A 25,340-nucleotide genomic window follows, 5' to 3' on the forward strand; every position below is an offset into this window, starting at 1 on the left:
GGTATTTCTGAGGCCTCCGGTTTGACCGGGGGTCTTTTTTTGTTTGAGGCACCCGCAAACCATCCGTCTATCAGTTTGAGCAACGCATCACGCGCCCCTGCTGTAGTTGTACCTTCAAACACTTTTTTGTATTGAGTTTTATTGAAAGGATTAAATCATGACCGCATCAACTCAAAATCCCCGCACCGTATCTGCTAACTCCACCTCTGCGCTTGATATTAAGTCCCTTGTATTGTTGGCGGTTCTTTTGGCAGCCGGCTTTATCCTTAACTTTACGGTAGGAAAGTCCATTGCAGCACTCACCGCTAATGCCATTAGCCCTGAGTTCATCATTTCCGCCTTCTGCCTCACCATTTTAGTTGTACGTCCAAATCTTGTGCAGGCTTTGGTGATTGGCCTTATTTCGGCAGCTGTTATTCAGATTACAACAACCTCACCTTTTATTGACTTTGCAGCTGAGGGAATTGCAGCAGTTATTATGGCGCTCTTTGTAAAGGCTCAGAGCAGCGGCAGCAAAAGCCTTGTTATTCCTGCAGTTGGAACCTTTGTAACTACCGCTATCTCTGGCATCATTTTTATGGTAATTAAGCTTGCTACCACGGGTTTTGCTCCTGAGATGGTTGCTGTGTTGCCAGCCGCTATGCTGCCAGTTATTTTTGCGACGGCTGCCTTTAATGCTGTTCTTGTGGCAGCACTTTATTTGCCTATCAAAGCTGCGCTCAAACTGGAAAACTAAGCGCCGATACACTCTTTGATGGAAGGCATTCATGAGCGCTAACTCTACGCAGAGCCCAGCTACAACCCCCGCCCGCATGAGCGAGCGGGGTTTGGCGCCAGCACCTACACATTCGCCTGTACATCCCTTACAGCCTGAGAAAACTGTACAGCCTCTCTTGCGGCTTGAGGATGTAAGTTATCGTTATCAGCAACGTGCTGGGCGAGCCTTGAAGGATTTGAGCCTTGATATTCAGGCGGGTGAGTTTCTGGGCATCATAGGACCTTCGGGTGCTGGAAAATCGACGCTCATGAGCACGCTTTCAGGTGCTATTCCACATCACTTTGGAGGGGCGCTTTATGGTGCAATCTATCTCAATGGTACCGATACCTGCGAGATAAGCCTCACTGATATTTCACGCGTGGTGGGAAGCGTGCTGCAAGACATTGATACGCAAATGGTGGCATCGGTTGTTCTTGACGAGCTCCTATTTGGTCTTGAAAACTTTGGGGTTGACCATGCAGATATTTCTGCGCGTATAGATAGGGCGCTTAAGCGTGTTGGTATTCTCGATTTGAAAGACCGCGAGATTGCCACACTCTCAGGTGGACAGAAGCAAAAAGTTGCCATAGCAGCCATTCTTGCCTTACAGCCGCAGGTGATGGTTCTTGACGAGCCAACTGCAGCGCTTGACCCTGAGAGCTCATCGATGGTGTTTGAGATTTTGCGTGAGCTTAACCGAGATTTAGGCATAACGATTGTTGTAGTTGAGCAAAAGGTTGCGCTGCTCTCAAAGTATTGTTCGCGCATTGCGGTGATGCATCAAGGCAGCCTAGCACTCGTGGGTACGCCGCTTGAGGTATTTTCTCAGTCAGAAACGCTGCGCTCGATTGGTGTTGATTCGCCGCGCACCGTTCGCATAGGCAACTCACTTCAACGCGATGGCTATGTAGGAGCGAAAGCACAGCCTTGGCTTGATGTTGATAGGGCATATGTAGAAATATCTGCGCTCATAAGTCATCAAAACCCTGTTCGAGAGCTACAACAACAGGAGCAATTCTCTCACTCTTCTCATGCAGCCTTACATACGAACACCCCAGATTGCCCGCAAACACCGTCTGCTCAAGCATCACATGGTGACGCGTGCGATGGAGATGCAGATACTCAGTCTGTATCTCCTGTGGTAGAGCTTAATCGGGTGAGTTTTGCCTATGGAGACAGCCGCCCTGCTGTTAAGCAGCTGAGCTGTAAGGTGTATCCAGGTGATGTGTTGGCTATTGTTGGTCAAAACGGTGCAGGAAAAACAACGCTTACAAAGCTCTTGAATGGTTTGCTTAAACCGCGTCAAGGCTCTGTTCATATTGCAGGTTTTGATACGCAGGATACGCCAACGAGCGTGCTTGCACGCCATGTTGCTACGCTGTTTCAAAATCCCGACCGTCAAATTTGTAAAGATAGCGTTTTAAGTGAGGTTGCTTTTGGGCTCGAGCTAACTGGCACCCCTTCTAAAGAGGCGCAAGCGCGAGCACATGCAACAATTCAGCAGTTTGGTCTACCGGCAGATGTCTCGCCTTTTTCGCTGTCACGTGGTCAGCGCCAGATGGTAGCCTTGGCAAGCGTTTGTGTAATGCAACCCGATGTTGTGCTGCTTGATGAGCCAACATCTGGCCTTGATTACCGTGAATGTATGACGGTTATGCAAACGGTCGTTGATATGGCTCAGCAGGGGACTGCTGTAATTATGGTCTGCCATGACATGGAAGTTGTGAGCGACTTTGCAACACGTGTCATGGTTATGGCAGAAGGTCAGATGCTGGGATTGGGCAGTGCTTCGGAGATTTTTGCAAATGATGAGTATCTATCGCGCGCAGCAATTGAAGCGCCGCAGGTAACGCGTTTGGCGCAAAGGCTTGCGGCATATAACTCTGATTTTTGCGCAGTTAATGAAGTGTCTGAGTTGGTACGCCTTGTTGAGAGGATGATTGAGCATGGTTAATGTCATCGATTATCGACCGGGTACCAGTTTATTGCACCGCCTTAATCCTGTTGCAAAGCTTGCACTGGCAAGTGCCATTATTTTTTCGACACTCTTGAGCTCAAGCTATGTCATGTTGATAGGTTTTTTGTGTGTCACCTTGGGTTTGGCGGTCTACGCGGGCGTGCTATCAGCCATGCTTAAACTGCTGAAGATATTGGTTCCTATTGTGCTTGTGATGTTGCTAATACAGCTGTTACTCGTTCGTTCGGGTACACCGCTGCTTGGCTTTGTAACCGATGAAGCGCTTATTACGGGTTCTAAAGCCTGCCTGCGTTTATTAGGCGTTGCTTTGCCGCTTGTGCTCATGCTCATGGTAACCAAGCTCACCGATGTTGCAAATGCCTGTGTTGAGCTGTTGCATATTCCATATCGCTATGCGTTTACCTTTACTACAGCACTGCGCTTTGTGCCGGTTTTTTCTCAGGAGATGGACGCCATCATGGAGGCGCAGACAGCACGCGGGGTGGCGTTTGACGCAAAAAACCCGTTCAAGCGTTTACAGTTGATGCTGCCGCTTTGTATTCCCTTGCTGGTGTCGTCGGTGGGAAAAACCGACGCAACAGCTCTTGCTGCTGAGCAACGGGGTTTTTACCTGAGAAATCGTGAGAGCAGTTTTAAGCGCTATCCCTTGCGCGGACTCGATATTGCCTGTCTTATGGGTTGTATTCTCTTATTGGTGCTCGCTGTTATGTTCTAGGGCATATGCGAGATGTGAGAATTCATCAACGATAAGTCTGAGCGCTCGGGGAAGCACCCGTGCGGTAAAGGTTTGAGGCGTACCTTCAATAAGCTCACCATCAAATTCCATGCCAAGGCTCGGCGTTGCACTTACTTCAACTTCACGAGCTTGGAAAAAGGTAAAGTTGGGTCGTCCGAGCCCTTTGCCTGCTGGGTCAAGTACGCCAGCAAGCACGGTAGGGAGTAACTCGACAGTTTTACCTGGCTGAATAACTGCAATATCGATAAGACCATCGTCCATACGGCAGTCAGGGAACAGATTGATTTCGTTTTGTAAGATTGAGGTATTTCCTACCATACAGCCAATGCCATCAAGTTCATCAACGTGGCCATCGTGCTTAATAACAAAGTGCGCAACCGGTGGTGCGGGTGTTAAAAGTGCCGAGAGCATATAGGCGATTTCTCCCATGTCACCATGGTTTGCTTCGGCTTTGCGCATGATTTCGGCATCGAAGCCAGTACCGGCAATAATAATGAAGCCATGACGTCCGGTGCTTCCATCAGGTAATACCCACGAGAGCTCACCCATGTCTACATCAACAGTTCTACCTTGCCGACATGCTTGAGCAAGAGCGGCAGGCTCTGGTGCATTGCCGATATTGTTAAAGAATAGATTGGCAGTTCCTGAAGGAAAAACAAGAATAGGCACTTGTGTATTGCGCAGTTCGTCAAGCACATTTGAAACCGTGCCATCCCCACCCGATACAACTACGCAATCAAAGCTCAAGGCATCAGCGGTGGCCTTGGGCGGCTCCATATGTGCGCCAAGATAGCGAAATACTACCTCGTCTCCCGCTTCTGCAAGAGCATGGGCAAATGCGTAGATTTCATCAGAACGGGGTCCCGATTGTGGGTTATGGACGATAAGACAACGCATAACGCATTCCTATCTGAGCGATTCCTAGTATAGTGATTCTGTTCATATTCCTACCCCCGAAGCGCGGGGGCAATTCAAATTTAGGTGCTGTATGTACATCTCCACAACCGCTGACCTTGAGTCGTTTTGTAAGCGCGCAACAGAGCATGATGCGATAGCTGTTGATACTGAGTTTATTCGCGAAAAGACTTTTCATCCTCATCTGTGCCTTATACAGATTGCAACGCGTGATGAAGTGGCTATTATTGACCCCTTGCTGATTAAGGACTTGAGCTCACTGGCAAGGCTCATGGCAAATCCAGCGATTATGAAAGTATTTCATGCCTGCTCGCAAGATATGGAAGCGCTCTATTTTGTTTTAGACACCTTACCGGCTCCACTTTTTGACACGCAGATAGCTGTAGCATTTTTAGGGGAGCGCCAGCAAATTTCTTATCATGCGCTCATAAAGAGCTACTGTCAGGTTGAGCTTGCCAAATCTGAATCGCTAACCGATTGGAGCGTGCGTCCGCTGAGTCCCTCTCAGCTGCGCTATGCCGCAGAGGACGTAAGTTATCTCATTCAAGCCTTTGATGTTGTTCAAGAGCAACTGAGGGAGCAAGGGAGAATGAGCTGGGTTCTTGATGAGCTTAGTCCGTACACACAGCTAGAGCATTATGTACAAGACCCACGCTTGGCCTTTCTCAAGATGAAACGCATCAATACCTTGACACGGCGTCAGCTGGGTATTGCGCGTGAGTTGGCTGCGTGGCGTGAGACAAGCGCTGAGGAATATAATATCCCGCGCAAGTGGATGCTTTCCGATGAAGTGTTGATTGAGTTTGTTCGGAATCCGCCGAGAACATATGACATGTTGCGCCGGGTGCGCGGCACTGAGCGCCTGCAGGCTCATGACATAAAAGGCGCGCTTGATGCGGTGTCGCGGGGTCTGGCATGTCCATCAGAAAAGTTGCCACACCCTCCTCGTCCACGTCATATAACAACGCCTGAGCGTGAGTCAGTGGTTGATCTTATGTACGCGCTCATTCGTTTAGTTTCAAAGCGCTCTCGGGTTGCAGCAAGTTTAATTGCAAGTCGCGATGATTTGCTGAATTATATGGACGAGCCTGAAAAGAGTCCTCTGCGCGATGGCTGGCGCTTTGAGCTTGTAGGTAGCCTGATTGATGATTTGTTGCAGGGAAATATTGGTCTTACTGCAGTTAACGGGCATCTTGAGATTTTGTAAGGGTATCTGCTGTAGTAATCACATGCCTGGGTGCATGTTCATAAAAAGCTCCTAAACGGGGACGCGCAGCACAGCTTGTGTGGGTACAAGACAAGCAACAAACAAGAAGGAGTTGCTATGTTTAACTATGGACTAGGATATGGCTATGGGGGCTTTGGCTTTTATGGCATGGATCCGCTCTACCTTGCCCTGATTGTGTTGACTGTGGTACTTGGTGTGGCAACGCAATCCTATATTAAACGCACGTACAATAAATGGTCGCGTGTAGTAACAACAGGTGAATCAGGGGCTTCGGTTGCGCGGCGTATGCTTGATGCGCATAACTGTACCGAGGTAGGAATTAGCTCGGTTGCGGGAAATTTGACCGATCACTTTGACCCGCGCACAAATAAACTCTATCTATCTGAGGACAACCTGCATGGTGGTTCGGTTGCAAGCGTTGCGGTTGCCTGCCATGAAGCGGGTCATGCTGCACAAGCTGCAGCGGCCTATCTTCCCATGAAGCTGCGTTCGGCCTTAGTGCCAGTGGTAAACGTTTCACAAAACGTATGGTTTTATGTGCTGCTTGCTGGTATCTGGATGAATCTAGCAGGTCTTACGCAGCTTGCCATAGCATTATTTGCGTTTTCGGTGGCTTTCCATGTGGTGACCTTGCCGGTTGAGATTGATGCAAGTCGGCGTGCTGTTGCATATATTGAAGCATCTGGTATGGGTGATGTGCAGGTGCGCGGTGCTAAACAAGTGCTCACCGCTGCAGCGCTCACCTATGTTGCTGCTGCTCTCACAAGTATTTTGCAGCTGCTCTACCTGCTTGCTCGCACGCAGCGAAGCAGAGACTAGCTTTTGCAACTTGAGGCGCTTATGAAGCCTTTATGAAGCATACTTAGTACTTATGTCCAGACGATGTACTAGACTTAACAACTATACATACAGACGAAAGGCGAGGGTGTGAGCAGCTGGAATCTTCAAGGCACTACGTCACCACATGATGATGCGATAAGCGTGAGCCAAGCGGTGGGGCTTGCTGCTGGCGCTGTTGAAAGCTTGCCTAAGATAACCGTTCTAGGAGAAATATCGGGTTTTCGTGGACCACATGCCAGAAGTGGGCATTGCTATTTTCAAGTTAAAGATGATAGCTCGGCTATGGAGTGTCGCATCTGGAAATATGTGTATGCCAAACGGAACTTTGATTTGCGCGATGGCATGCAAGTTCATCTCAATGGTTCGTTTAATATTTATAAGCCAACAGGTCAGATGGGCTTTATTGTTGAGAGCTTTAGCTTGGCAGGTGAGGGACTGCTGCGCCAGCAAGTAGCTGCGTTGGCAGAAAAGCTTCGCCGCGAAGGGCTTATGGAGGCTAGCCGCAAGCGAGCAATTCCTGCGTTTTGTACACGTGTTGCAGTAGTGACGTCGCTTTCGGGTGCTGTTATTGATGATGTAAAGCGCACGCTACGCCGCCGTAATCCGCTTGTTGAGCTCATCTGTGTTGGCTCGCGTGTACAGGGTGAGGGAGCACCCGCTGAGCTTGTTCATGCACTTGAGCGCGTGGGGCATATACAACCCGCGCCTGATTGCGTTTTGTTGGTGCGTGGTGGCGGTTCGTTTGAAGACCTCATGACTTTTAACGATGAAACACTTGCTCGTGCTGTTGCGGCTTGTCCTATTCCGGTTATAACTGGCATTGGTCATGAACCAGACACATCAATTTGCGACATGGTGAGTGACAGGCGTGCCTCTACGCCAACAGCAGCTGCTGAGTCGGTAGCTCCTGCCTTGCATGAGCTAGTTGATGTCTTGCAAAGCCGCGCGCAACGGCTTGAACAGCATATGAAAAGCCTTGTGGGAGATGAACTGCGAGGTTTTCAGATGGCAGCCGAGAGGCTTGAGCAGCTTATGCAGGTACAGCTTTCGCAAAAGAAAGCGCAGCTTGAAAGTTGGGCATCGCGTCCGGTTTTAGTACGTCCAACTGCGGTATTTGCTCAGCGAAGTATGGAGCTCGACCAGACAGCAGATCGTTTAGCTCACACAATGCATACGTGTATGTCTGAGCATCGCTTTTCCATAGAGACCATGAGTCCTCGTTTGAGGAGTGCCTTACAGCATCAGCTGGCCCACATGGCACATACGCTTGAACTTTCGTATACCCAGCTTATGCATCGAGGCACACAGCTCACCAATCCCTATCAAGCACGCTTGCAGTCGGCGACCGCCAGCTTAGACGCACTGTCACCATTGAAGGTATTAACACGTGGCTATGCCATTGCATACGGCGAGCACGGCGTTGCGGCATCAGTGAAAGACTTTAGCGTGGGCGCGTCGCTTCGGGTGCGTTTGGCTGATGGCTACGTGCATGCACGTGTTTCTTTGGTCCAATCAACAGATAATAATCTGTAAAGAAAGTGAGGAACAATGTCTGAACAGAGTCCCGTCGAAGAACTGAGCTACAAAGCGGCATCACAGGAGCTAGAACGTATTATTCGTAATTTAGAGTCGGGTGAGCTTGAACTTGAGGATTCGCTTACAAGCTATACTCGTGGCATCGAGCTGTTAAAGAGCCTGCGCTCACGTTTGGCAAGTGCCGAACAGCACGTGTCTATTCTTATGAAGGATGCTGAGGGTCAAGAGACACTTGTGCCCACCGATGCCGCCGATACCTCGGATGAGCTGTCACTATAGACGCTCTGACGTGTTCATAGTTTTGTATGCCATTTGGCGCTCACGATGGTATACGTTCGATATGTTTCCCTATGTTGAAAGGAAGTGCGTATGTGTGACTGCATTTTTTGCAAGATTGCTCAGCATGAAATTCCGGTTGAGCCTGTATATGAGGACGATCAGGTTATCGCCTTTGATGATATGAACCCCCAGGCTCCGGTACATACCTTGGTGGTGCCTAAGGTGCATGTACAAGATATAACCGGTAATCTTGAGCCCGAGACCTTAGTATCACTGCATAAGGCAATTTGTGAAGTTGGTATACGCAAAGGTCTTACTCAGGGCTTGCGCGTTATTTCAAATGCTGGCGCTGATGCTGGGCAGACGGTTATGCATCTACATTTTCATGTGCTTGGCGGCACGTCGCTTGGTGAGGGGCTATTACCAGAAGTCTAAGCTGAATCTGCTTACCGGCTTACACAAGACTATGCAAAAGCCTAATGCGTGACAAACAAGGCTGACGAAGCTTGGCGTACATTTTGGTTTTGGTGCCTTTGTTGTATGTATAAGCTGCGTACACGGTGTGCGCACGGTTCGCACGGTTCGCACAACCACGGCGCAAAGTTTACAGCTTCGCTATCTGCATGTACTGCGAATTTGAACTGTAACGCATTCGTCTTGCACGCTATGATGGTGTGAGTCGTTCAACTAGGGCGGCGTACACCAACTCTGACGATGGAGCGGATATGAACATTCTGGTGGTTAACGCAGGTAGTTCAAGCCTAAAGTATCAACTTATGGATACCGAGAACAATACGGTTCTTGCAAAGGGCAACTGCGAGCGCATTACTCTTGAAACGGGTATTTTTGGGCATGCAATTGGTGATGAAGAAAAAATTACTGAAGATGCGGTATTTCCCGATCATAAGAGTGCTATTCGTGCTGTCCTTGAGCATCTGAGGAGCCATCAGGTAGCGATTGATGGTATTGGTCACCGCATTGTTCAGGGTGGCTGGTATTTTGAGGATTCAGCGCTGGTTGATGATGAGGTGTATGCCAAGATTTTAGAGGTGGCACCCCTCGCACCGCTTCATAACTATGGTGAGGCTGATGTTATTGATTACTGCCGCAACAGCTATCCCGACTTGCCCAATGTTGCTGTATTTGATACCTCATTTCATATGAGTATGCCGCCTGTTGCCTATACCTATGCACTTCCTAAAGATGTGGTTGATACCTATCACGTGCGCAAGTATGGTGCACATGGCACAAGTCATCGTTATGAGTGGAAGCGCGCTCATGAGCTCTTGGGTGATGCATGCCATAAACTACTGTCATGTCATCTAGGTAATGGGGCATCGTTGTGTGCTATTGAAGATGGCGTTTGCCGCGATACAACCATGGGTCTAACACCCCTTGATGGTCTGATGATGGGTACACGCTGTGGCTCCATCGACCCAGCAACGGTTTGCTATTTGCAGCGTGAGGGTGGCTATAGCTATGACGAGGTCGATGCCATGATGAATAAGCAGTCAGGCCTTTTAGCAGTGTCAGGCGTTTCAAGTGATGCGCGCGATGTTCGTGCGGGTATTGAAGCTGGGGATAAGAATTGTCAGTTGGCATTTGATGTATATGCCTATAAGGCTGCTGCTCAGGCTTCTGCCATGATTTGCTCGATGCACGGAGTTGATACCATAACGTTTACTGCTGGTTTAGGTGAAAACGATGCAAATTTGCGTGAAGCAATATGTGAGCACTTTGCATGGTTAGGCGTCAAGCTCGACTCTGATAAGAATTTTGCATCTAGTCGCGGCGATCGAGTTATTTCGGCTGATGACTCAGCGGTGAAGGTGCTCGTTATCCCAACCGACGAAGAGTTTATGATTGCACAAGACGTACTACGTTTGGCATTCTAAATGAAGGCTTCCTGCTCTGCTGCGCCAGCGCGTTCTTTATCATCTGAGCCATGGCTGTTGGTCATGGATATTGATTCAACGCTTATTGACCAAGAGGTCATTGACCTGCTTGGTGATGCTGCAGGTGTTGGAGAGCAGGTGGCTGTACTTACTGAGGCTGCTATGCGCGGAGAGCTTGACTTTGCTCAGGCCTTAAAAAAACGCGTATCCCTGCTTCAGGGTTTGCCAGTTTCGATTTTTGAGACTGTGCTTAATCAGATAAGCTTTACTACGGGCGCACTTGAACTTATAGAGGTACTTCATCAGTACGGCTGGAAGATAGGTGTGGTCTCAGGTGGTTTTCATGAGGTGGCCGATGCTTTAGTTGAGCGCGCAGGTATTGATTTTTGTTGCGCGCATCATCTGGAACAGGCTCAGGGCATACTTACGGGGCGCATTACGGGCTCAGTTGTAACAAAAAACACCAAGGTAGAAGCTCTGAGGACATGGGCAAACCAGATGGGTATTCCTTTAAGCCATACGGTAGCCATTGGAGATGGCGCAAATGATATTCCTATGATTCAATCAGCAGGAATAGGTATTGCGTTTTGCGCAAAGCCAGCAACGGTGGCTGCAGCACCTCATCATATTGATGAGCGCAATCTTATGCATGCGCTCGATATTATTGCTGCAAAGCAAAACGCTGTTAAAAATTAAGGGCGCTTCAAAACTATATGAGCTTGAAAATAAAAAAACCCTGTGCATCTCCTCAAAAGGTGCGCAGGGTTGAACATACTATATGCTAGGGTGTGAGTGCTGGGTGCTGTATATCTTCTGAGTACTCAGTTCACCTGAACATCCAGAGTTGGCACTCAGGCGCGTTTAACCTTCCCTCTAGCGCGAGCTCATTTGTGCTTGTACGGCGGTAATAGCTACAACACCAACAATGTCATCGGCTGAGCAGCCGCGCGACAGGTCATTGACGGGGCTTGCAATGCCTTGCAGAATGGGACCATAGGCCTCGGCAGCACCAAAACGCTGAACCAACTTATAGCCAATATTGCCTGCTTCTAGGTCGGGGAAAACAAGTACATTTGCCTTGCCAGCTACTGGGCTCTGAGGCGCTTTGAGCGCAGCTACCTCAGGAACAAGTGCTGCATCAAGCTGCAGATCGCCATCGAGTGCCAACTGGGGTGCACGTTCTTGAGCAAAAGCGGTGGCCTCTTGTACCTTTTTTGCAACGTCGCCACCTGCTGAGCCCATGGTTGAATATGAAAGCATAGCTACGCGTGGTTCAACATCGCCCATAAATGAAGTCCACGACTGAGCGCTTGCAAGAGCGATTTCTGCCAGCTCATCAGCAGTTGGTGCAATGTTAAGACCGCAGTCGGCAAAGATAAGCGTGCCATCTGCGCCAAACTCAGGAGTTTTGGTACACATAACAAAGAAGGCACTCACTAGTTTGGTGCCAGGTGCCGTTTTTAAAATTTGGAGTGCTGGGCGCAGCGTATCGGCTGTAGAGTGGCAAGCACCCGAAACTAGGCCATCAGCGTCGCCCATCTTGACCATCATGGTGCCAAAATAGGTTGCATCCATAACCTGTGCACGTGCCTGCTCAATAGTGACACCTTTTTTTGCGCGGAGCTCTGCAAATTTTTGTGCATATGCTTCGCAGCGCTCGTCAGTTTTTGGATTGAGCACCGTGGCTCCCGGAACGTCAATTGTTTGGGGGTCGCCTAAGATAACAATATGAGCGAGGTCTTCTGCCAAAATGGTTCGTGCGGCCTCAAGGGTCCGAGGGTCTTCACCCTCAGGCAAGACAATAGTTTTTTTGTCTGCCTGAGCAGCCTGTTTCATACGTGTCAAAAAGTCACTCATATCGCTCCTCGCGATTCAATCATGCCCAGTTTTAGCTCCGTTGTCCGTGATGCCACGCACAACATAAGCGCGTGACACTTTCGTCATAGTGGGTAAAGCCTGAGCATAGCCTTTGGTGCACGGTTCATTATACGACTGAAGGAAACGGTATCGAGTAGATATTCGATTTTGTTAGGTTTGCACGGACGGGTTAAGGAGCACCGATGGCTATAAGCTCTGGCATACCGCGGGGCTTTAATCCGCATTACTATGACATGGTTGTCGTAGGTGCTGGTTGTGCAGGCTCAGTGTGTGCGCGTCGTATTGCAGAGGTTTTGGGTTTTCATATTGCCGTTTTTGAGCGTCAGGGACATGTTGCAGGCCTTGCATATGATTATCTGCGTGACGATGGAAGTTTAATTCAACCGTATGGCTCTCGTGTCTACCAAAGTAAAAGCGAGCGTGTATTTAGCTTTTTGTCGCGTTTTACCTCATGGTGTAAATCGAAGCAGTCAGCAGCTGAGGAAACACGTCAGCCATATCAGCCTAAAAATGGCTATACGGCGCTTTTTGAGCGCATGCTCAATCACGACCTCATTGATGTATTTTGCAATGTTGATGCCTGTCAGCTTGTATCAATTCATGAAACCTATACGTCACTGTTAGGTCAGCCCTTTGGAGGAGAGCTTGTCTATACGGGGGCACTCGATGAGCTTTTTGCCTTTGATGAGGGAAAACTTTACTTTGAATCAACGCTTGAGCATGCTTTTTATACAAAACTTGAATCAAACAGTCGTGACCTCTATAATCGCTATCTTGAGCGCGTCGGAGATATTATCAATTTCCATCCGGTAGGTCGCTTAGCTGAGTATTGTTACTACGATATGGACGCAGAGATTGAGTCTGCGTTGGAGCTTTCTGATGAACTTATCACCTGCCATGTCAAATGAGCTAAACCCTGCAGGTCTTTCAAACTCAAAGATTTTGAGTTTTGGTATTCCAAGTTATAACGCTGAGAAAGATATCGACCGCTGTGTGACTTCCATTTTAGAGGGGTCAAACTATGCCGATGATATTGAAATCATTGTTGTAGATGATGGTTCGCAAGATTCAACAGGCGTGCAGGCAGATGCGTGGGCCGAGCGTTATCCAGAGCTGGTGCGCGTGGTTCATCAAGAAAACGGCGGGCATGGTATGGCAGTGCTTGCTGGTCTGCGTGAAGCTCAAGGTGTTTACTATAAGGTTGTTGATTCTGATGACTGGCTTGATGCCCAGGCACTACAGATGTTGTTGCAGCTGTTGCGCGGCTTTGTAGAGCGTGACCAGCGGGTTGATTTGCTTATTTCAAACTATGTATATGAAAAGGTATATGAGGGAACTCATACCGCCATCAATTATCGCGGTGCTCTTCCGCGCAAGCGCATATTTAGCTGGGACGAAATTGGTCGCTTTTTGCCGAGTCAAAACCTGTTGATGCATAGCCTCTGCTATCGCTGTGATATTTTGCGTGAGTCAGAGCTCCCTATGCCGGCGCATACTTTTTACGTCGATAACATTTATGCATATGTTCCACTTCCACGCTGTAAAACTATGTATTACGCCGATATTGACCTATATCGCTATTTTATTGGTCGAGAGGGTCAAAGCGTTAACGAAAAGACTATGGTAGGGCGGCTCGATCAGCAGTTTAGGGTTACCCGTATTCTGATGCAGGCTTACCATCTCTTTGATGATGTCTCATCGATAAAGCTTCAACGCTATATGATGGGTTATTTTAATATGATGATGGTGATTTGCAGCGTGTTTTCAAAGCTGTCAGATGACCCTGAGATTCCGGGCAAGCTTGAAGCACTCTGGCATGAGTTAAAGGACTATGATGCGCGCATGTATCGTCATGCGCGTTATGGTTTTTTGGGTCTGGGGTCTAATTTGCCTACACGCCTAGGGGAGCGCACAACTTTGGCGCTCTATCATCTAGCAGGTAAAATTTTTAAGTTTAACTAGCACGTGTACACGCGCGAATATGGGATGTGCACGCGAGTATGCGGCGCAGCTGTTATGAGCTGCTATGGTGTAGGCTTGCATAGCCCACAATGCCATGGCTTGTGTGAGCGCACTTCACACCGGCAACAAGCGCCGCTTCTAGTGAGCGCGTTGCAATGAGTCCCATAAGGTCGAGCGGGTAGACAGCGCTTGCTTTGCCAAGAGTGCCTGATGCTAATACAAAAATAGCGTCTCCGTCGTTGGTGGTATGGGTGGGTCTGATGCAGTGAGCATAGGCATCAGCTGCCATTTGAGCGAGCTTGGTGGCCTCGGCTTTAGTGAGCTCGGCATTGGTGATAATGCACGAAATAGTGGTATTACTGCGCGCCATGCGCTCAAGTGGCATGCTCATCTTGGTGCCACGTTCAAGCATAAGCTCTTCCATATCAAGAATCTCGGTACTATCTGCATGCTTTCTAACACCTGCTAATACTTGGTGGGTGCTTGGATCAAAGACATTGCCGCAGGCATTAACTGCAGCAATTGCTCCAATTTGAAGTTCGTCTAAGGCAAAGGCTCGCGCCCCAAGGCCAGCTTTCATAACGTGCTTAGGTCCTAGAAGTTTGCCAACCGTAGCTCCGGTTCCTGCACCAATATTACCCTCCAAAACTTCGGTGTGTACTTGATCGAGTGCATCACAAACCGCCAAAGTGCCTGCCTCAGCGTTTGGACGGGTGTGCGAATCAGCAAAAGCAAGGTCAAACAGACTTGCAGCAACTACAATAGGCGCTCTGGCAATACCAGTATCAAGACCAATGCCGCGCCGTTCAAGCTCGGCGGCGGCACCCGACGCTGCTTCAAGACCAAAAAGTGAGCCGCCCGAAAGCATGACTGCATGCACCTGATTAACGGTTTGTTCAGGTCGCAAGAGGTCTGTTTCTCGGGTTGCAGGCGCTCCACCGCGTATATCTACGCCGCCGCTTGCTCCGTTTGGGCACACAATAGCGGTGCAGCCGGTACCTGCATCGGAGTTAGTCCAGTGTCCGATATAAAAGCCGTCAATGGCGGCGATGGGAAAAGGAGTAAGGCTCATGGCGCTCGTTTCTGTGACGTTGAGGCATAGGGTGTAGCGCATTTAACGCGCATGGTGGGGCTGTGGTGCCTTTGAACAAGATGGTTCATCAACATGATAAGTAGTTAGTTGAGTCTGTTCGCCTGCCGCTGTTAGCAGGCGATATACGCGGGCAATGGGAAGACCCATGACGGTATAGAAATCACCTTGAATTTCTTTGATAAGTAGCCGCCCTATCTGGTCTTGTATGCCATATGCACCCGCCTTATCAAGTGGGTCATTACTTGCAACATAGGCATCGATTAAGGCATCGTCACGTTCAAAAAAGCTGACATGTGCGGTATCAACAAAGCTATCTATTAGATGGGGCACAATGTCTGCGCGAACAAGAGCAACGCCGGTAGATACCTGATGAGTTGTGCCACATAAGGTGCGCAACATATGTTTTGCTTCTTGCGAGCTGCTTGGTTTTCCAAGAATCACGTTTTGAAGCGAAACTACCGTATCTGCTGCAAGTATCAGTTCGCCGCCTGTTGCTGCATGCGCAGCGCTTTGGGTGGCGTGGCTTGCGGATGTAGGTGCAGTGCTCTCAACGTTGTTACAGGGGATGACTTCCTTTTCAGAGGGTATATCTGCTGCGTGCGCTAGATGTTGAGCAACAGCAAAGGCTTTTTCTTGCGCCAGCCGCTGCACGAGTGCTTCAGGCGGCTCACCTTCGTAGGGTGTTTCATCAATGTGAGAGACGCAGACATCAAAACAAAAGCCTGCGTCGGCTAACAGGCTTTGTCGCCGGGGAGACTGTGAGGCTAAAATCATGTGAGACACTACTCGGGCAGCTGTATGCTGTCTTTGACTTTTGCAACAGCTACGTCGCCAGCAATATCACCAAGGATAGCAAGCGCAAAGGGGAGTGCTAATCCCATACCGCTTGCTGTAATAAGGTTGCCATCTACAATAACGGTCTTTTCGCCGGCAAAGGTGCCTGCAGGAAAGCTATCCTCAAAGCCTGGGAAGCAGGTAGCACGCCGACCAATCAAGAGCCCAAGTTCTCCTAAGATACTTGGTGCTGCACAAATTGCTGCAACATGTTTATTGATAGCAAAGTTACAAACTGCATCTCGAACCCTGTCATCTTGGCTTAAATGCCGGGTGCCGGGCATACCTCCCGGAAGTACAAGGCGGTCATAGGAGTTAATATCAACTTCATCGAGGGTAAAATCGCAGGTAACGCCAATTTGTTGGGCGCTCACAACATCACGACTATCCATAATAGAGACGAGCGAGGTATGCACACCGCCGCGCCGCAGAATATCAACTACCGTGAGACATTCGATGGTTTCAAAACCATCAGCAACTAAGATAGCAACAGAGCTCATAGATGTCCTTTCAGCATTCAAGCTTGGAATAAGCTTGTCTTTGTGTATACCCTATTTTGTAGAGAGTTGCGATGCGATGAGATAATTTTTTGCTGCATTGTTCTGTGAGGTATGGGTTAGAGCTGTTACGAACTTTAGGTGCAACTGTGTCAATTACGGCGGCTAGACATTTCAATTTATAGGAGCTCTATCGAATACTACGTGAGGTATAGAACTTCCTTTGAATATAAAAAAGATAAAACATTGTGGCTACAACTGCTAAAAGTGCAATAAGCAAAGCAGACACGCATGCGTTTACGTGCGCATACGTGTCTGCCCGCTCGCTGTAGTTGCTGGTTTCTGAGCTTGCTGATTTTGCAGCAGCTACTTTATGTAGAGGAGCCTACGAGGAGAGTAACTCCTTTTCAATCTTTTCGATAATCGCATCTGCTGATTTAATTGCAACTCCTGCTTTGACGCGAATTTTAGGTAGCTTTTCAAAGCGCTCAACATCACCAATAGGCATATCGGTTGTTAGAATGACGCAGACCGCATCAGCCATATCGGCTGGGCCAATCTCGTTTTCACGACCAATTGAGCCCTGTGTTTCAACCTTTATAGAAAGTCCACGTGCTTGAGCTGCCCGTAGCAGTGCTTCTGCTGCCATATAGGTATGAGCAACTCCTGACGGGCAGGCGGTGACGGCTAAAATTTGCATGGTAAACTCCTAAAACTCAATCTTGATGTCAAGGTCATCAGTAGTATCGGTAGGTTTAGATGCTTCGCTGTAATCCTTTTTAAACAGCAATATGAGCGCAAGATACAGCGCAATTCCCGCTGCTAGAGAGATAAGATAGCTTGCAATGCTTGTTACTGGTAGCACTACAAGACCACCCCATGCGGCATTGCACCATACGCCCAGGCCGCCTGCTAGCGCACCCGTTGCTGCGCAAGAAACAATATTGATAGGCATCATGTGTATAGGATCGGCTGTTGTGTAAGAAATGGCACCCTCTGAGATGCCGCAAGCACCCATAACGATGGCAGAAAGACCTGCTTCATGCTCTTCAGGAGAAAACTTCTTCTTAAAGAGCAACGATGCAATTCCCGCGCCAATAGGTGGAAGGCAGATAGCTAGGGCAATAGGACCAAAGAACTCAACATTGTTGCCTGCAAGCACCTCGGTGCCAACCACAGCTACACCGGTAGAATAGGCAACCTTATTGATGGGACCGCCAAGGTCAACTGCAATCATGGCTCCGGTGATAGCGCCAACGATAATAGCGTTCGCTCCATTAAGTGATACCAGCCATTCCTGAAGGTTTTTGAGGAGCCACGCACACGGTGTGCCAATGACGCAAATCATAAGCGTGCCTATGATAAGCGATGTGGCGATGGGGATAATCATGATAGATTTGAGCGATTGCATGCTTTTTGGCAGCTTGAGCTTTTTGAGTTCGCGCGCTAAAACACCGCACAAAAGACCAGCGATGATGCCGCCAATAAAGCCAGAGCCAACGTTTACGGCAAGCTGCCCGCAGATAAGACCAGGAGCAATGCCAGGTCTGTCGGCGATTGAGGAGGCAATATAGGCAGCAAGCACCGGCACCATAAGACCCAGTCCTACGCCACCAATTTGGGTGAGAACATCAATGACGATATTAGAGGCTTCAACTGCGCCTGATGTTGCCACCGAGTTCATCGATAGCATAGTAGCAATTGCGTAGAGTACACCTCCTGTTACCACAACCGGTATCATGTGTGATACGCCATTCATGAGGTGTGTGCGTATCTCGGTGATACTTTGTTTTGTGTTGTGTAGCGCTGACATAGTAAGCTCCTATTCACTCATAAGCTGCATAAGTTCTGCAGCAGTTGACGCCGTAAAGAGACGGGTTCTAAATTCTTCATGCATAATGCGCCGGGCAATGCCCGCGAGAATCTGTAGGTGCCGCTCTCCTGCATCTTGTGTAGGAACTGCAATCATGAAGATGAGTGACACCTCTTCTCCGCTCCAATCAATGGGTTTTGCAAGCCGCATACAGGCGAGTGTGGGATGTACTACGCTGTCAGACTTTGCATGCGGGCTTGCGATGCCAAATCCAATTGCGGTCGAAAACTCAGCCTCACGTGCCTGTACGTTGTGAATGAACGCATCGAGCTTGTGTAGACGTCCTGCCTGCGCAATTGTGCTTGCAAGCGCGCAAATGGCTTCATCTTTGTTTGCAACTTGAGTATCGAGCACAATAAGCTCTTCACTCATGAGCGCTATATCGGACTGTTCCATAGCCTGTCTCAGCCTTTCTGTGCGGGTACGTAAGGTTCTACTTGATAGTACTTTATATATTTATGTATAGACATAATACTTTGGTTAAACGGTAGTTTTTTGTCGGTAAGCGGTAGGAAGATATTCTTGCGTTATGCGATGTGCGGATTGTTGAGTCTTGATGTGTGTGCGCTCTTGCTTGATGACGCGCGTATAGCTATAAAAATCGCAGCTCTGAAACATGTCAGAACTGCGATATAACAAGGCATTACATACGCTAGGCATGTTTATGTGCTGGTATGTACATGCGCGTTACTTTTATCGAATGTGATAAAAGCCTAGAAACCTAGGCTTGAGGTGCGCATTTATGCGCTAAAACTCTCTCGTCCAAAGCTTTTGCTCCATGCGGCGCTAAATTCCTGCACTGCAAGCTCGGTACCTGGATGATCAAGCATGGCAAAGACTACGGCAGGTGGTACGGTAACCGCATGGATACCAGCTGCAATGAGGCGATGAACCTGATCAGTGCTCTTAAAGCTAGCAGCAATAACACGTGCATCTACCTGCTGCTTCTCAAGCATAGCAAGCAAATCAAGCACCTGTGCTACGCCATCGCCATAGTTGCACATGCGGTTGACATATGGGGCAAGATAATCAGCGCCGTTCATGGCTGCTAAGAATGCCTGGTCAGCCGAGTAGATTGCTGTGGCAAGAACCCCTAAACCTTCCTGCTTTGCGGCTTTAATGACTTGCATGCCGGCATGGGTGACAGGAATTTTGACATAGGTGTTCTGAGGGCGTAATGCACAAATTGCCCGCGCTTCATCAAGCATGCCTTCAGGCGTTTGTGAGACGGTTTGAAAGAAGAGTTTTTGATTTGGTGCAAGATAGTCGCAGAGTTCTTCTATAACTGTTTCTACGCGTTTTCCCGATGCGGTAATAATAGTTGGATTTGTGGTAACGCCTGCTACTGTTATGAGCTTATCAAGCTGTTTAATCTGGTTAATATCGGCTGTGTCGAGCATAAACTCCATGGCGAGTCCTCCGTGTCATTCTCCGTGTAGCTTAACCAGCAGACCTTGTTGCTCAGCAATGTGTTGAACATAGGTAAGGTCGGCCGCATCAAGTTGAGTGACTGCTTCCATTTCATAGCTGCGCCCAACACTTGCATATTTGGTCATGCCCAGTTGATGAAAGGGAAGTATGTCAGTACGTAGTATAGCCAAGTTTCTCTGAGTCTCACAATTTGTATATACATTTTCTTCTGAGTCAGTATAGCCCGGAATGATAGGCATGCGACCTACGATAGTTGCTCCTAGCGCAATGAGCTCTCGGCAGTTGGCATTGCGCAAGTTCGTATCAATGCCCAGGAGTGTGCGGCTTAAATGTGGACCAGCAATTTTGAAGTCAACGAGAAAGGTATTGCAGACTTGTGCTAAGCGCTTACTATCGAGCAAATCTATTGCAAGCGTGGTTTCAATGGCGGTATGAATGCCATGGCTGTGCAGACGCTCAAATAGCTCCATTATAAAGATTTGAGTAACATGCCTAGCGAGGCACTCACCACCGCTTACCGTGACACCACCACCCGATTCTTCGTAAAAAACGCTGTCACGCATTGAAATGTCTACAAGTTCATCAATGGTGTAGTGGGTGGTGGACCAAGACTTAGCACCGGTTGGGCAGTTTTTGGGCTTGGTATTGCACGGGCAGCCATTGGCATCAAGTGTTTTATCGCTTCGGTCGGAGCAATGAATGCACAGCCGCTTTTTATAGATAATCTCATCTTCAAAGCTGAGGTTTTCTGGATTACAGCACCAAGGGCAGCGAAACGGACAACCTTTGAAGAAGATAACAGTGCGAATGCCGCCGCCATCATGTAAGCTAAAGCGCTGAATATTAGTGATAGCGGCGGTTTTTGGTTTTTTGCGCCCCATGTGCTCAGGAGAGCTCATGTTCGCTCCGCCCAATAATGTCATTTTGAATCTCGCGCGAGAGTTCAACAAACATGGCTGAGTAGCCAGCTACCCGAACAACAAGGTTTTTGTATTTGTCGGGGTGCTCTTGAGCGGCGCGCAGGGTTTTGCGATCTATAACGTTGAACTGAATATGCTGAATGCCCAGCCGACCAAAACTCTTGATATAGCTGCTTAACTTTTGTAAACCAGACGCTCCTTCAAGACTTGCTGGCGAGAATTTTACGTTGAGCAAGCTGCCGTTGCTGTCGAGGTGGTTTTCGAGCTTTGATACCGATTTGAGCGAGGCAGTAGGTCCATGCACATCTCGACCTATCATGGGCGAAAGACCACCGTCGGCTAACTGCTCGTGCGCAACACGCCCGTCAGGACTTGCCCCACAGGCATGTCCGAGGGGTACGTGAGCAGAAACCGTGTAGCTTCCGGGTTGGAAATATCCGCCGCGTACATTGGAATACTGTTCAACCTCATGTCCATAGAAGGCAAGGAAATCTCGGGCTATAAAATCGACCTCATCAATGTCATTTCCATACTTAGGAAAACGATGGATGCAGCATTGGCGTAGCAGCTCTTCTCCTGCGCCCTGCCAGTTGTGTTTTAGGGCTGCTAGCATGGTGGGATAGTCGCAAAGAACTTGGTCAGATTCAACATCACTCCAAGGAAGTGCATATTTGAGCACCATAAGTGAGTCGGCAAGATTGGCAGCGCCAACCCCTTGAACACCACTAGGGTTATAACGGGCTCCTGCAGCGGTAATATCAGCTCCGGAATCGAGGCAATCGGCAATAAGCGTGGAGAGCAGGGGTGTGGGCGCAATCTCTCTATGTGCTGTGTCGCAGATATTGCAGCCGGTAATCATAAGTTGAATGTAGTGTGCAATACACTGCTTGACTGCCTGAACAAGATCTGCGAAGCGCTCAAAGCCCTCGGGATTATTGTAAAGCGTAAGCTCGAGGCACCTCAGCATGTTAAACATACTAATATCGTGAAGACCATACATGCGCCCCGGAATAGAAAGCTCAACACAGCCAACAATGGCGTAATCACGCGCGTCTTGCTCGGCAATACCACGGGCAATAAAGGCTGGAATGTTCACTTCGTCGTTAAAGATTTGTGGCAAGCCATCTCCCAAGCGGATAATTTCAGCTGCCTTGGTATAGAGCTCATCAGGGTTTTTGCATGTGCGCGCAGAGACAAATTAGGCTGAGGAAGTCGCGTATCCTTTTGAATGTCGAGCAGCAGGTATGAAAGCTCGTTGCTTGCGTCATTTCCTTCAGCGTCAATTCCGCCTACAACCAGATTAAAGCCAATAGGGAAGCCGGCAAAAAAGCTTGCCGATTCGGTTGAACGAATAGCAACAATGGTATTGCACTTGAGGTAAAAGCAGGTGAGCAGTTCTCGAATCTGAGTATCGCTCATGTCCTCGGCCTTGCTTGTTTGATAGTATGGCCAAAGGTATTGGTCCATACGTCCCAGTGATAGCGAACTTGCATTGCTTTCGTGCTGCAAGATGACCTCTGCTAACCAAACCAGCTGGAGCGCGTCATAGAAATTGCGTGCAGGCTTCGTGGAAATGTGCTCAAGAACCTCCGCGAGGCAGCTAAGCTCTGCTTCACGCGCGGGGTCGGTGCAAGTTGTGGCGCGTTTAACAACAAGAGCATGGTAGCGTTGAATATAGGCGATGCTTGCTTCAAGACTTATGACGGCAGCACGATAAAAGTCGTTGTCCGGATTTTGTGCTGCCTGTGTTTTTGCTTTTTCAAGAAGCGCTTCAAAACCATGAGTGAGTAGCGTTTCAAAATCGGCAATAATGTGTCCTTGACCTTTGTCGGTTTGCGCCACGCTAAATACCTTAGTTTTTTGCGCTTCCTGCACTTCAGGTGCACTATGGGTTTGATACCAGTCATTTAAGGATTGCCCTGCAAAATAGGGATATAGCTCCTCACGATAGATACGCTTATCTTCTTCGCTCATGACAAATTGGTCTTGTGGGCGCGTTTCAAACTCATCAAGCTCGTCTAAAATCCAGTACGGGCTCATCTCAGGACTGATAACGCCTGCGCGTGGCTGGACACTACGGTTTCCAACCAATAAATCATAATCATCTATGACAAGCTCGTGCTCAGCGAGAAGCGCTGCAAGTGCGCGTGCCCGGCGAATAACAGGAGCCTCGCCTTCGCTTCTTTGATAGCTTGCTTTGTAAATACGTGCACGTTCGAGGCTTACCGTGCGCTTGTGAGCAAAGAGGGATTCCTTGATGGTTGAACAACGCTTGCTGAGCATACGTAGCCTCCTTACGGCCGAGTGGTATCGTATTTATTCCTATTCTATCGTGATTACTATTGAATAGTCTATAGTTATTATTGTTTGTACAGTTTTGAATGAGGAGAGCCCTAAATTCCTGCGGATTTGTAAAATTAATTCTCGAAAAGATTTAATTACTCATATTTTCACGACAAAATAAGAAGAACTGCGACTGAGGCTCATCTCCTGCTAGTATGAGCATAACAGGACAACGGTTAAGGATAGCTATGTTTCAAGAGGAACGTCACCAACAGATTGTGGAGCGCATCAATCGCTTGGGGCGCGTTAATGTTTCTGATTTAGCACAAGACTTTTCGGTATCTGAGGATTGCATCAGAAAAGACTTGCGCATGATTAGCGCTCAAGGTTTGTGCCGTCGGGTATACGGAGGAGCTATTCGAGCGGAGAATCTTGCGGAGCGAAGTATTGGGGAGCGCCTTGAACAGTTTGAGGTGGAAAAGGCAGCTATTGCAGCTAAGGCATGCGCGCTTATTAAAGAAAATCAATCGATATATCTTGATGTATCGAGCACTTGTCTTGCACTAGCAAAAGAGATTGCTCGGCAAAATATGCGGGTAACCGTAATTTCTCCCATGCTGGATTGTCAGAGTGTTTTGGCGCAGGCTCCAAAGGTAGAGGTGCTCTCTCCGGGCGGGGTTATTTCTTCAGCGCTTAATGCGGTGCAAGGCGCTCAGACGCTTAGTTTTATAGCGCAGTGTAGTTTTGACGTTGCCTTTATGGGAGCACATTCCCTTGATCTTGAATCGGGAGATGTGTCTACCTTTACTGCAGAGGACGGCTATCTCAAGCAAGCTGCGATTGCCCGCAGCGCATGCAAATATTTGCTCTCTGAATTGCGCAAACTTGATGCAAGTGGAAACTTTTGCTTTGCAAGTTTTGATGACTTTGATGCGCTCATATGTGAGTGTGATGAACATGAGCGCTTAGACGCGCTTGCTGAGCGTGGCTTGCCTCACATGTGATTGCGATAGGCACCTGAGTAATGCGATACCGCGATGTATGCGCGTAACAAGCGCTTGATAGGCTAGCTGAGTGGTGGTAGGTCACGAATTTCAAAACAAAAACGATTTGATTCGCCGCGATAGGTGATATGGCTAAATTCAACTGCTTGGTTATCTTTTGTAAAGGCAAGCCCTGTAAAATAATAAACTGCATCGTGCGGGGTCATATCAAGCAGCGCCGCGGTGGTAGCATCAGCTTTTTGTAGCTCAAGGTAGCGGGTCGCCCGTGTTACCGCAGGTCCAAGTTCAGCCATCGCCTGGTATAAGGATTGATGGTTAAAATCATAGGCATCAAGTCCGGGATAGTAGCGGCATGGAACGTATGACTCAACAAACACGTTGGGCTGCTCATCAACATAGCGCAGGCGCACAAGTTTATAGACTTCTTCGTCGCTATCTAAAGAAAGCTGTTCGGCAACTTGCGCATCGGCTTTTTGTGTGCGAAACAGCAAGACGGTGCTCGAAACACTGTGGCCTTCTTTGGCCATGTCAACTTCAAAGCTTTGTACGCCGCTCGCAAAAGCCTGCTGAATTTTGGGCTGTGTTACTACGGTGCCCCGCCGTTTTCGCTTATCAATATAGCCTTCGCGCGAAAGAATAGAAAGTGCTTGTCGAACAGTTGGGCGGCTTACGCCATAGTGTTTGCTGAGCTCGTGCTCGGTAGGAAGGCAGCTGTCAAGCGCATAAGAACCGGATTGGATGTTTGCCAGAATATCCTTGTAAATTTGGATATAACGCGGCTCTTCTTTTACGTCCACGAGCAACCTTTCTCAGATGTACATTTACATATTAACGGATATGTCTATTAATATGTAGGGTAATTGCGTGGAGTGGATAGTAGGGGTCTTGCTTTAAGTGTTTTTTGCTTTGAGTGGGGGAAAGCTGACTTTGTACTAGGTGTTTGTACGTGGTTATGATTGAGTAAAAAGGTTCAACTTCTCGCTCAAGCTGTCATCGTGAAACCAAATCAACGTAGTGTACGATTTTCTTGACTAGGGGCAAGTACACTCCATTGCAGTAAAGCGTCTTTCCTGCGGAAATGCTGAAAATCTTGCTTATACCGACCCCTTATACTCAGGTTGCTACCAAAATTTCGTACGCTAGATTGATTAACTTCCAGAACCTCAGAGTTATCGCAATTTCACAGGAACGTTGTCTACTTCAAGAACCCATGTGGCTTTCAAAGTTAAGTCAAAACCTTACCGCAGCATATAGATAGTGAATCGCTGCACGTTGGAGTAATGCGCTGACATTGCATCACAGAACGAAGTAGCACCACGACTGCACTGCCCTGAGGACTGATGCTCTTGCTACATCGATAAGTTACACCTGTCGCTTTGGCAAAAATGACGAAAAAGTACT

General features: G+C 48.4%; 25 protein-coding genes and 1 pseudogene. 13 read left to right on the top strand and 13 right to left on the bottom strand.

The features are described 5' to 3' along the window. Nucleotides 1–157: 157 nt before the first annotated feature. The 3 genes from KPC83_RS02335 to KPC83_RS02345 are packed head-to-tail and all read left to right on the top strand — an operon-like array spanning nt 158 to nt 3,450. Complete coding sequence (locus KPC83_RS02335) at nt 158–736, top strand: hypothetical protein (RefSeq protein WP_216278966.1); 579 nt, start codon at nt 158–160, stop codon at nt 734–736. Nucleotides 737–767: 31 nt separating this feature from the next. After that, nucleotides 768–2,711: an ABC transporter ATP-binding protein gene (locus tag KPC83_RS02340; RefSeq protein WP_253200984.1), complete on the top strand. Its 1,944-nt coding sequence runs from the start codon at nt 768–770 to the stop codon at nt 2,709–2,711. Beyond that, nucleotides 2,704–3,450 carry an energy-coupling factor transporter transmembrane protein EcfT gene (locus KPC83_RS02345; protein ID WP_216278967.1) on the top strand — a complete coding sequence of 249 codons (747 nt, stop codon included), beginning with the start codon at nt 2,704–2,706 and terminating at the stop codon, nt 3,448–3,450. Before KPC83_RS02340 ends, KPC83_RS02345 begins: the two co-directional genes overlap by 8 nt. Here KPC83_RS02345 and KPC83_RS02350 read toward each other — a convergent pair. After that, a complete protein-coding gene (locus tag KPC83_RS02350) occupies nt 3,424–4,368 on the bottom strand; it encodes a diacylglycerol kinase family protein (RefSeq protein WP_216278968.1) in 945 nt (314 codons plus the stop codon). The genes KPC83_RS02345 and KPC83_RS02350 overlap by 27 nt on opposite strands. Nucleotides 4,369–4,459: 91 nt before the next feature. On the opposite strand from KPC83_RS02350, the gene rnd reads away from it, so the two are divergent. The 7 genes from rnd to serB all read left to right on the top strand — a co-directional run bounded on the left by rnd (nt 4,460) and on the right by serB (nt 10,860). After that, nucleotides 4,460–5,593, top strand: a complete 1,134-nt coding sequence (rnd, locus tag KPC83_RS02355; RefSeq protein ID WP_216278969.1) for a ribonuclease D — start codon at nt 4,460–4,462, stop codon at nt 5,591–5,593. A 117-nt stretch (nt 5,594–5,710) separates the two neighbouring features. Then, the gene (locus KPC83_RS02360) at nt 5,711–6,433 is read left to right on the top strand and encodes a zinc metallopeptidase (protein WP_216278970.1); all 723 of its coding nucleotides are present in this window, start codon (nt 5,711–5,713) and stop codon (nt 6,431–6,433) included. 108 nt (nt 6,434–6,541) lie between these two features. Then, a complete protein-coding gene (gene xseA, locus KPC83_RS02365) occupies nt 6,542–7,987 on the top strand; it encodes an exodeoxyribonuclease VII large subunit (RefSeq protein ID WP_216278971.1) in 1,446 nt (481 codons plus the stop codon). A gap of 15 nt (nt 7,988–8,002) precedes the next feature. After that, the gene (gene xseB / locus KPC83_RS02370) at nt 8,003–8,269 is read left to right on the top strand and encodes an exodeoxyribonuclease VII small subunit (protein ID WP_216278972.1); all 267 of its coding nucleotides are present in this window, start codon (nt 8,003–8,005) and stop codon (nt 8,267–8,269) included. A 90-nt stretch (nt 8,270–8,359) separates the two neighbouring features. Then, nucleotides 8,360–8,704 carry an HIT domain-containing protein gene (locus KPC83_RS02375; RefSeq protein ID WP_216278973.1) on the top strand — a complete coding sequence of 115 codons (345 nt, stop codon included), beginning with the start codon at nt 8,360–8,362 and terminating at the stop codon, nt 8,702–8,704. Between the two features lie 290 nt (nt 8,705–8,994). After that, nucleotides 8,995–10,164 (top strand): acetate/propionate family kinase, encoded by a 1,170-nt coding sequence (locus tag KPC83_RS02380; protein ID WP_216278974.1) that lies wholly within the window; start codon nt 8,995–8,997, stop codon nt 10,162–10,164. Then, the gene (gene serB, locus KPC83_RS02385) at nt 10,165–10,860 is read left to right on the top strand and encodes a phosphoserine phosphatase SerB (RefSeq protein ID WP_216278975.1); all 696 of its coding nucleotides are present in this window, start codon (nt 10,165–10,167) and stop codon (nt 10,858–10,860) included. A 177-nt stretch (nt 10,861–11,037) separates the two neighbouring features. Here serB and pta read toward each other — a convergent pair whose 3' ends face one another. Next, nucleotides 11,038–12,021, bottom strand: a complete 984-nt coding sequence (gene pta / locus KPC83_RS02390) for a phosphate acetyltransferase (RefSeq protein ID WP_216278976.1) — start codon at nt 12,019–12,021, stop codon at nt 11,038–11,040. Nucleotides 12,022–12,224: 203 nt separating this feature from the next. On the opposite strand from pta, the gene KPC83_RS02395 reads away from it, so the two are divergent. Together KPC83_RS02395 and KPC83_RS02400 are read left to right on the top strand one after the other, a co-directional pair. Then, nucleotides 12,225–12,950, top strand: coding sequence for a UDP-galactopyranose mutase (locus KPC83_RS02395; protein WP_216278977.1), 726 nt, complete (start codon nt 12,225–12,227; stop codon nt 12,948–12,950). Next, nucleotides 12,922–14,004: a glycosyltransferase family 2 protein gene (locus tag KPC83_RS02400; RefSeq protein ID WP_253200985.1), complete on the top strand. Its 1,083-nt coding sequence runs from the start codon at nt 12,922–12,924 to the stop codon at nt 14,002–14,004. Before KPC83_RS02395 ends, KPC83_RS02400 begins: the two co-directional genes overlap by 29 nt. 52 nt (nt 14,005–14,056) lie before the next feature. Here the strand turns inward: KPC83_RS02400 and KPC83_RS02405 are convergent, their stop codons facing one another. The 10 genes and pseudogenes from KPC83_RS02405 to KPC83_RS07295 form a co-directional block, all read right to left on the bottom strand. Then, a complete protein-coding gene (locus KPC83_RS02405; RefSeq protein ID WP_216278978.1) occupies nt 14,057–15,076 on the bottom strand; it encodes a P1 family peptidase in 1,020 nt (339 codons plus the stop codon). Between the two features lie 42 nt (nt 15,077–15,118). Then, nucleotides 15,119–15,871 (bottom strand): nucleoside triphosphate pyrophosphatase, encoded by a 753-nt coding sequence (locus KPC83_RS02410; protein WP_216278979.1) that lies wholly within the window; start codon nt 15,869–15,871, stop codon nt 15,119–15,121. Between the two features lie 8 nt (nt 15,872–15,879). Continuing rightward, nucleotides 15,880–16,431, bottom strand: a complete 552-nt coding sequence (locus KPC83_RS02415) for a DJ-1 family glyoxalase III (RefSeq protein ID WP_216278980.1) — start codon at nt 16,429–16,431, stop codon at nt 15,880–15,882. 382 nt (nt 16,432–16,813) lie between these two features. Next, a complete protein-coding gene (locus tag KPC83_RS02420) occupies nt 16,814–17,128 on the bottom strand; it encodes a PTS fructose transporter subunit IIB (RefSeq protein WP_216278981.1) in 315 nt (104 codons plus the stop codon). Nucleotides 17,129–17,137: 9 nt separating this feature from the next. Beyond that, nucleotides 17,138–18,241, bottom strand: a complete 1,104-nt coding sequence (locus KPC83_RS02425; RefSeq protein WP_216278982.1) for a PTS fructose transporter subunit IIC — start codon at nt 18,239–18,241, stop codon at nt 17,138–17,140. Nucleotides 18,242–18,250: 9 nt separating this feature from the next. Further along, the gene (locus KPC83_RS02430; protein ID WP_216278983.1) at nt 18,251–18,697 is read right to left on the bottom strand and encodes a PTS sugar transporter subunit IIA; all 447 of its coding nucleotides are present in this window, start codon (nt 18,695–18,697) and stop codon (nt 18,251–18,253) included. Between the two features lie 344 nt (nt 18,698–19,041). Continuing rightward, on the bottom strand, nt 19,042–19,710 hold the full coding sequence (locus KPC83_RS02435) for a transaldolase family protein (RefSeq protein ID WP_216278984.1): 669 nt from the start codon (nt 19,708–19,710) through the stop codon (nt 19,042–19,044). Between the two features lie 15 nt (nt 19,711–19,725). Next, the gene (locus tag KPC83_RS02440; RefSeq protein WP_216278985.1) at nt 19,726–20,631 is read right to left on the bottom strand and encodes a glycyl-radical enzyme activating protein; all 906 of its coding nucleotides are present in this window, start codon (nt 20,629–20,631) and stop codon (nt 19,726–19,728) included. After that, nucleotides 20,618–20,971: a glycine radical domain-containing protein gene (locus KPC83_RS07290; protein WP_371819274.1), complete on the bottom strand. Its 354-nt coding sequence runs from the start codon at nt 20,969–20,971 to the stop codon at nt 20,618–20,620. Before KPC83_RS07290 ends, KPC83_RS02440 begins: the two co-directional genes overlap by 14 nt. Before the next feature lie 129 nt (nt 20,972–21,100). Then, a pseudogene (locus KPC83_RS07295) lies at nt 21,101–22,935 on the bottom strand (pyruvate formate lyase family protein); the annotation flags it as partial. 248 nt (nt 22,936–23,183) lie between these two features. On the opposite strand from KPC83_RS07295, the gene KPC83_RS02450 reads away from it, so the two are divergent. After that, nucleotides 23,184–23,939 (top strand): DeoR/GlpR family DNA-binding transcription regulator, encoded by a 756-nt coding sequence (locus KPC83_RS02450; protein WP_216278986.1) that lies wholly within the window; start codon nt 23,184–23,186, stop codon nt 23,937–23,939. Between the two features lie 62 nt (nt 23,940–24,001). Here KPC83_RS02450 and KPC83_RS02455 read toward each other — a convergent pair whose 3' ends face one another. After that, nucleotides 24,002–24,736 carry a GntR family transcriptional regulator gene (locus KPC83_RS02455; RefSeq protein ID WP_216278987.1) on the bottom strand — a complete coding sequence of 245 codons (735 nt, stop codon included), beginning with the start codon at nt 24,734–24,736 and terminating at the stop codon, nt 24,002–24,004. Between the last annotated feature and the right edge of the window lie 604 nt (nt 24,737–25,340).

Origin of the sequence: Collinsella sp. zg1085 (genome assembly GCF_018889955.1) — a bacterium.
In the GTDB taxonomy this organism is placed as follows: domain Bacteria; phylum Actinomycetota; class Coriobacteriia; order Coriobacteriales; family Coriobacteriaceae; genus Collinsella.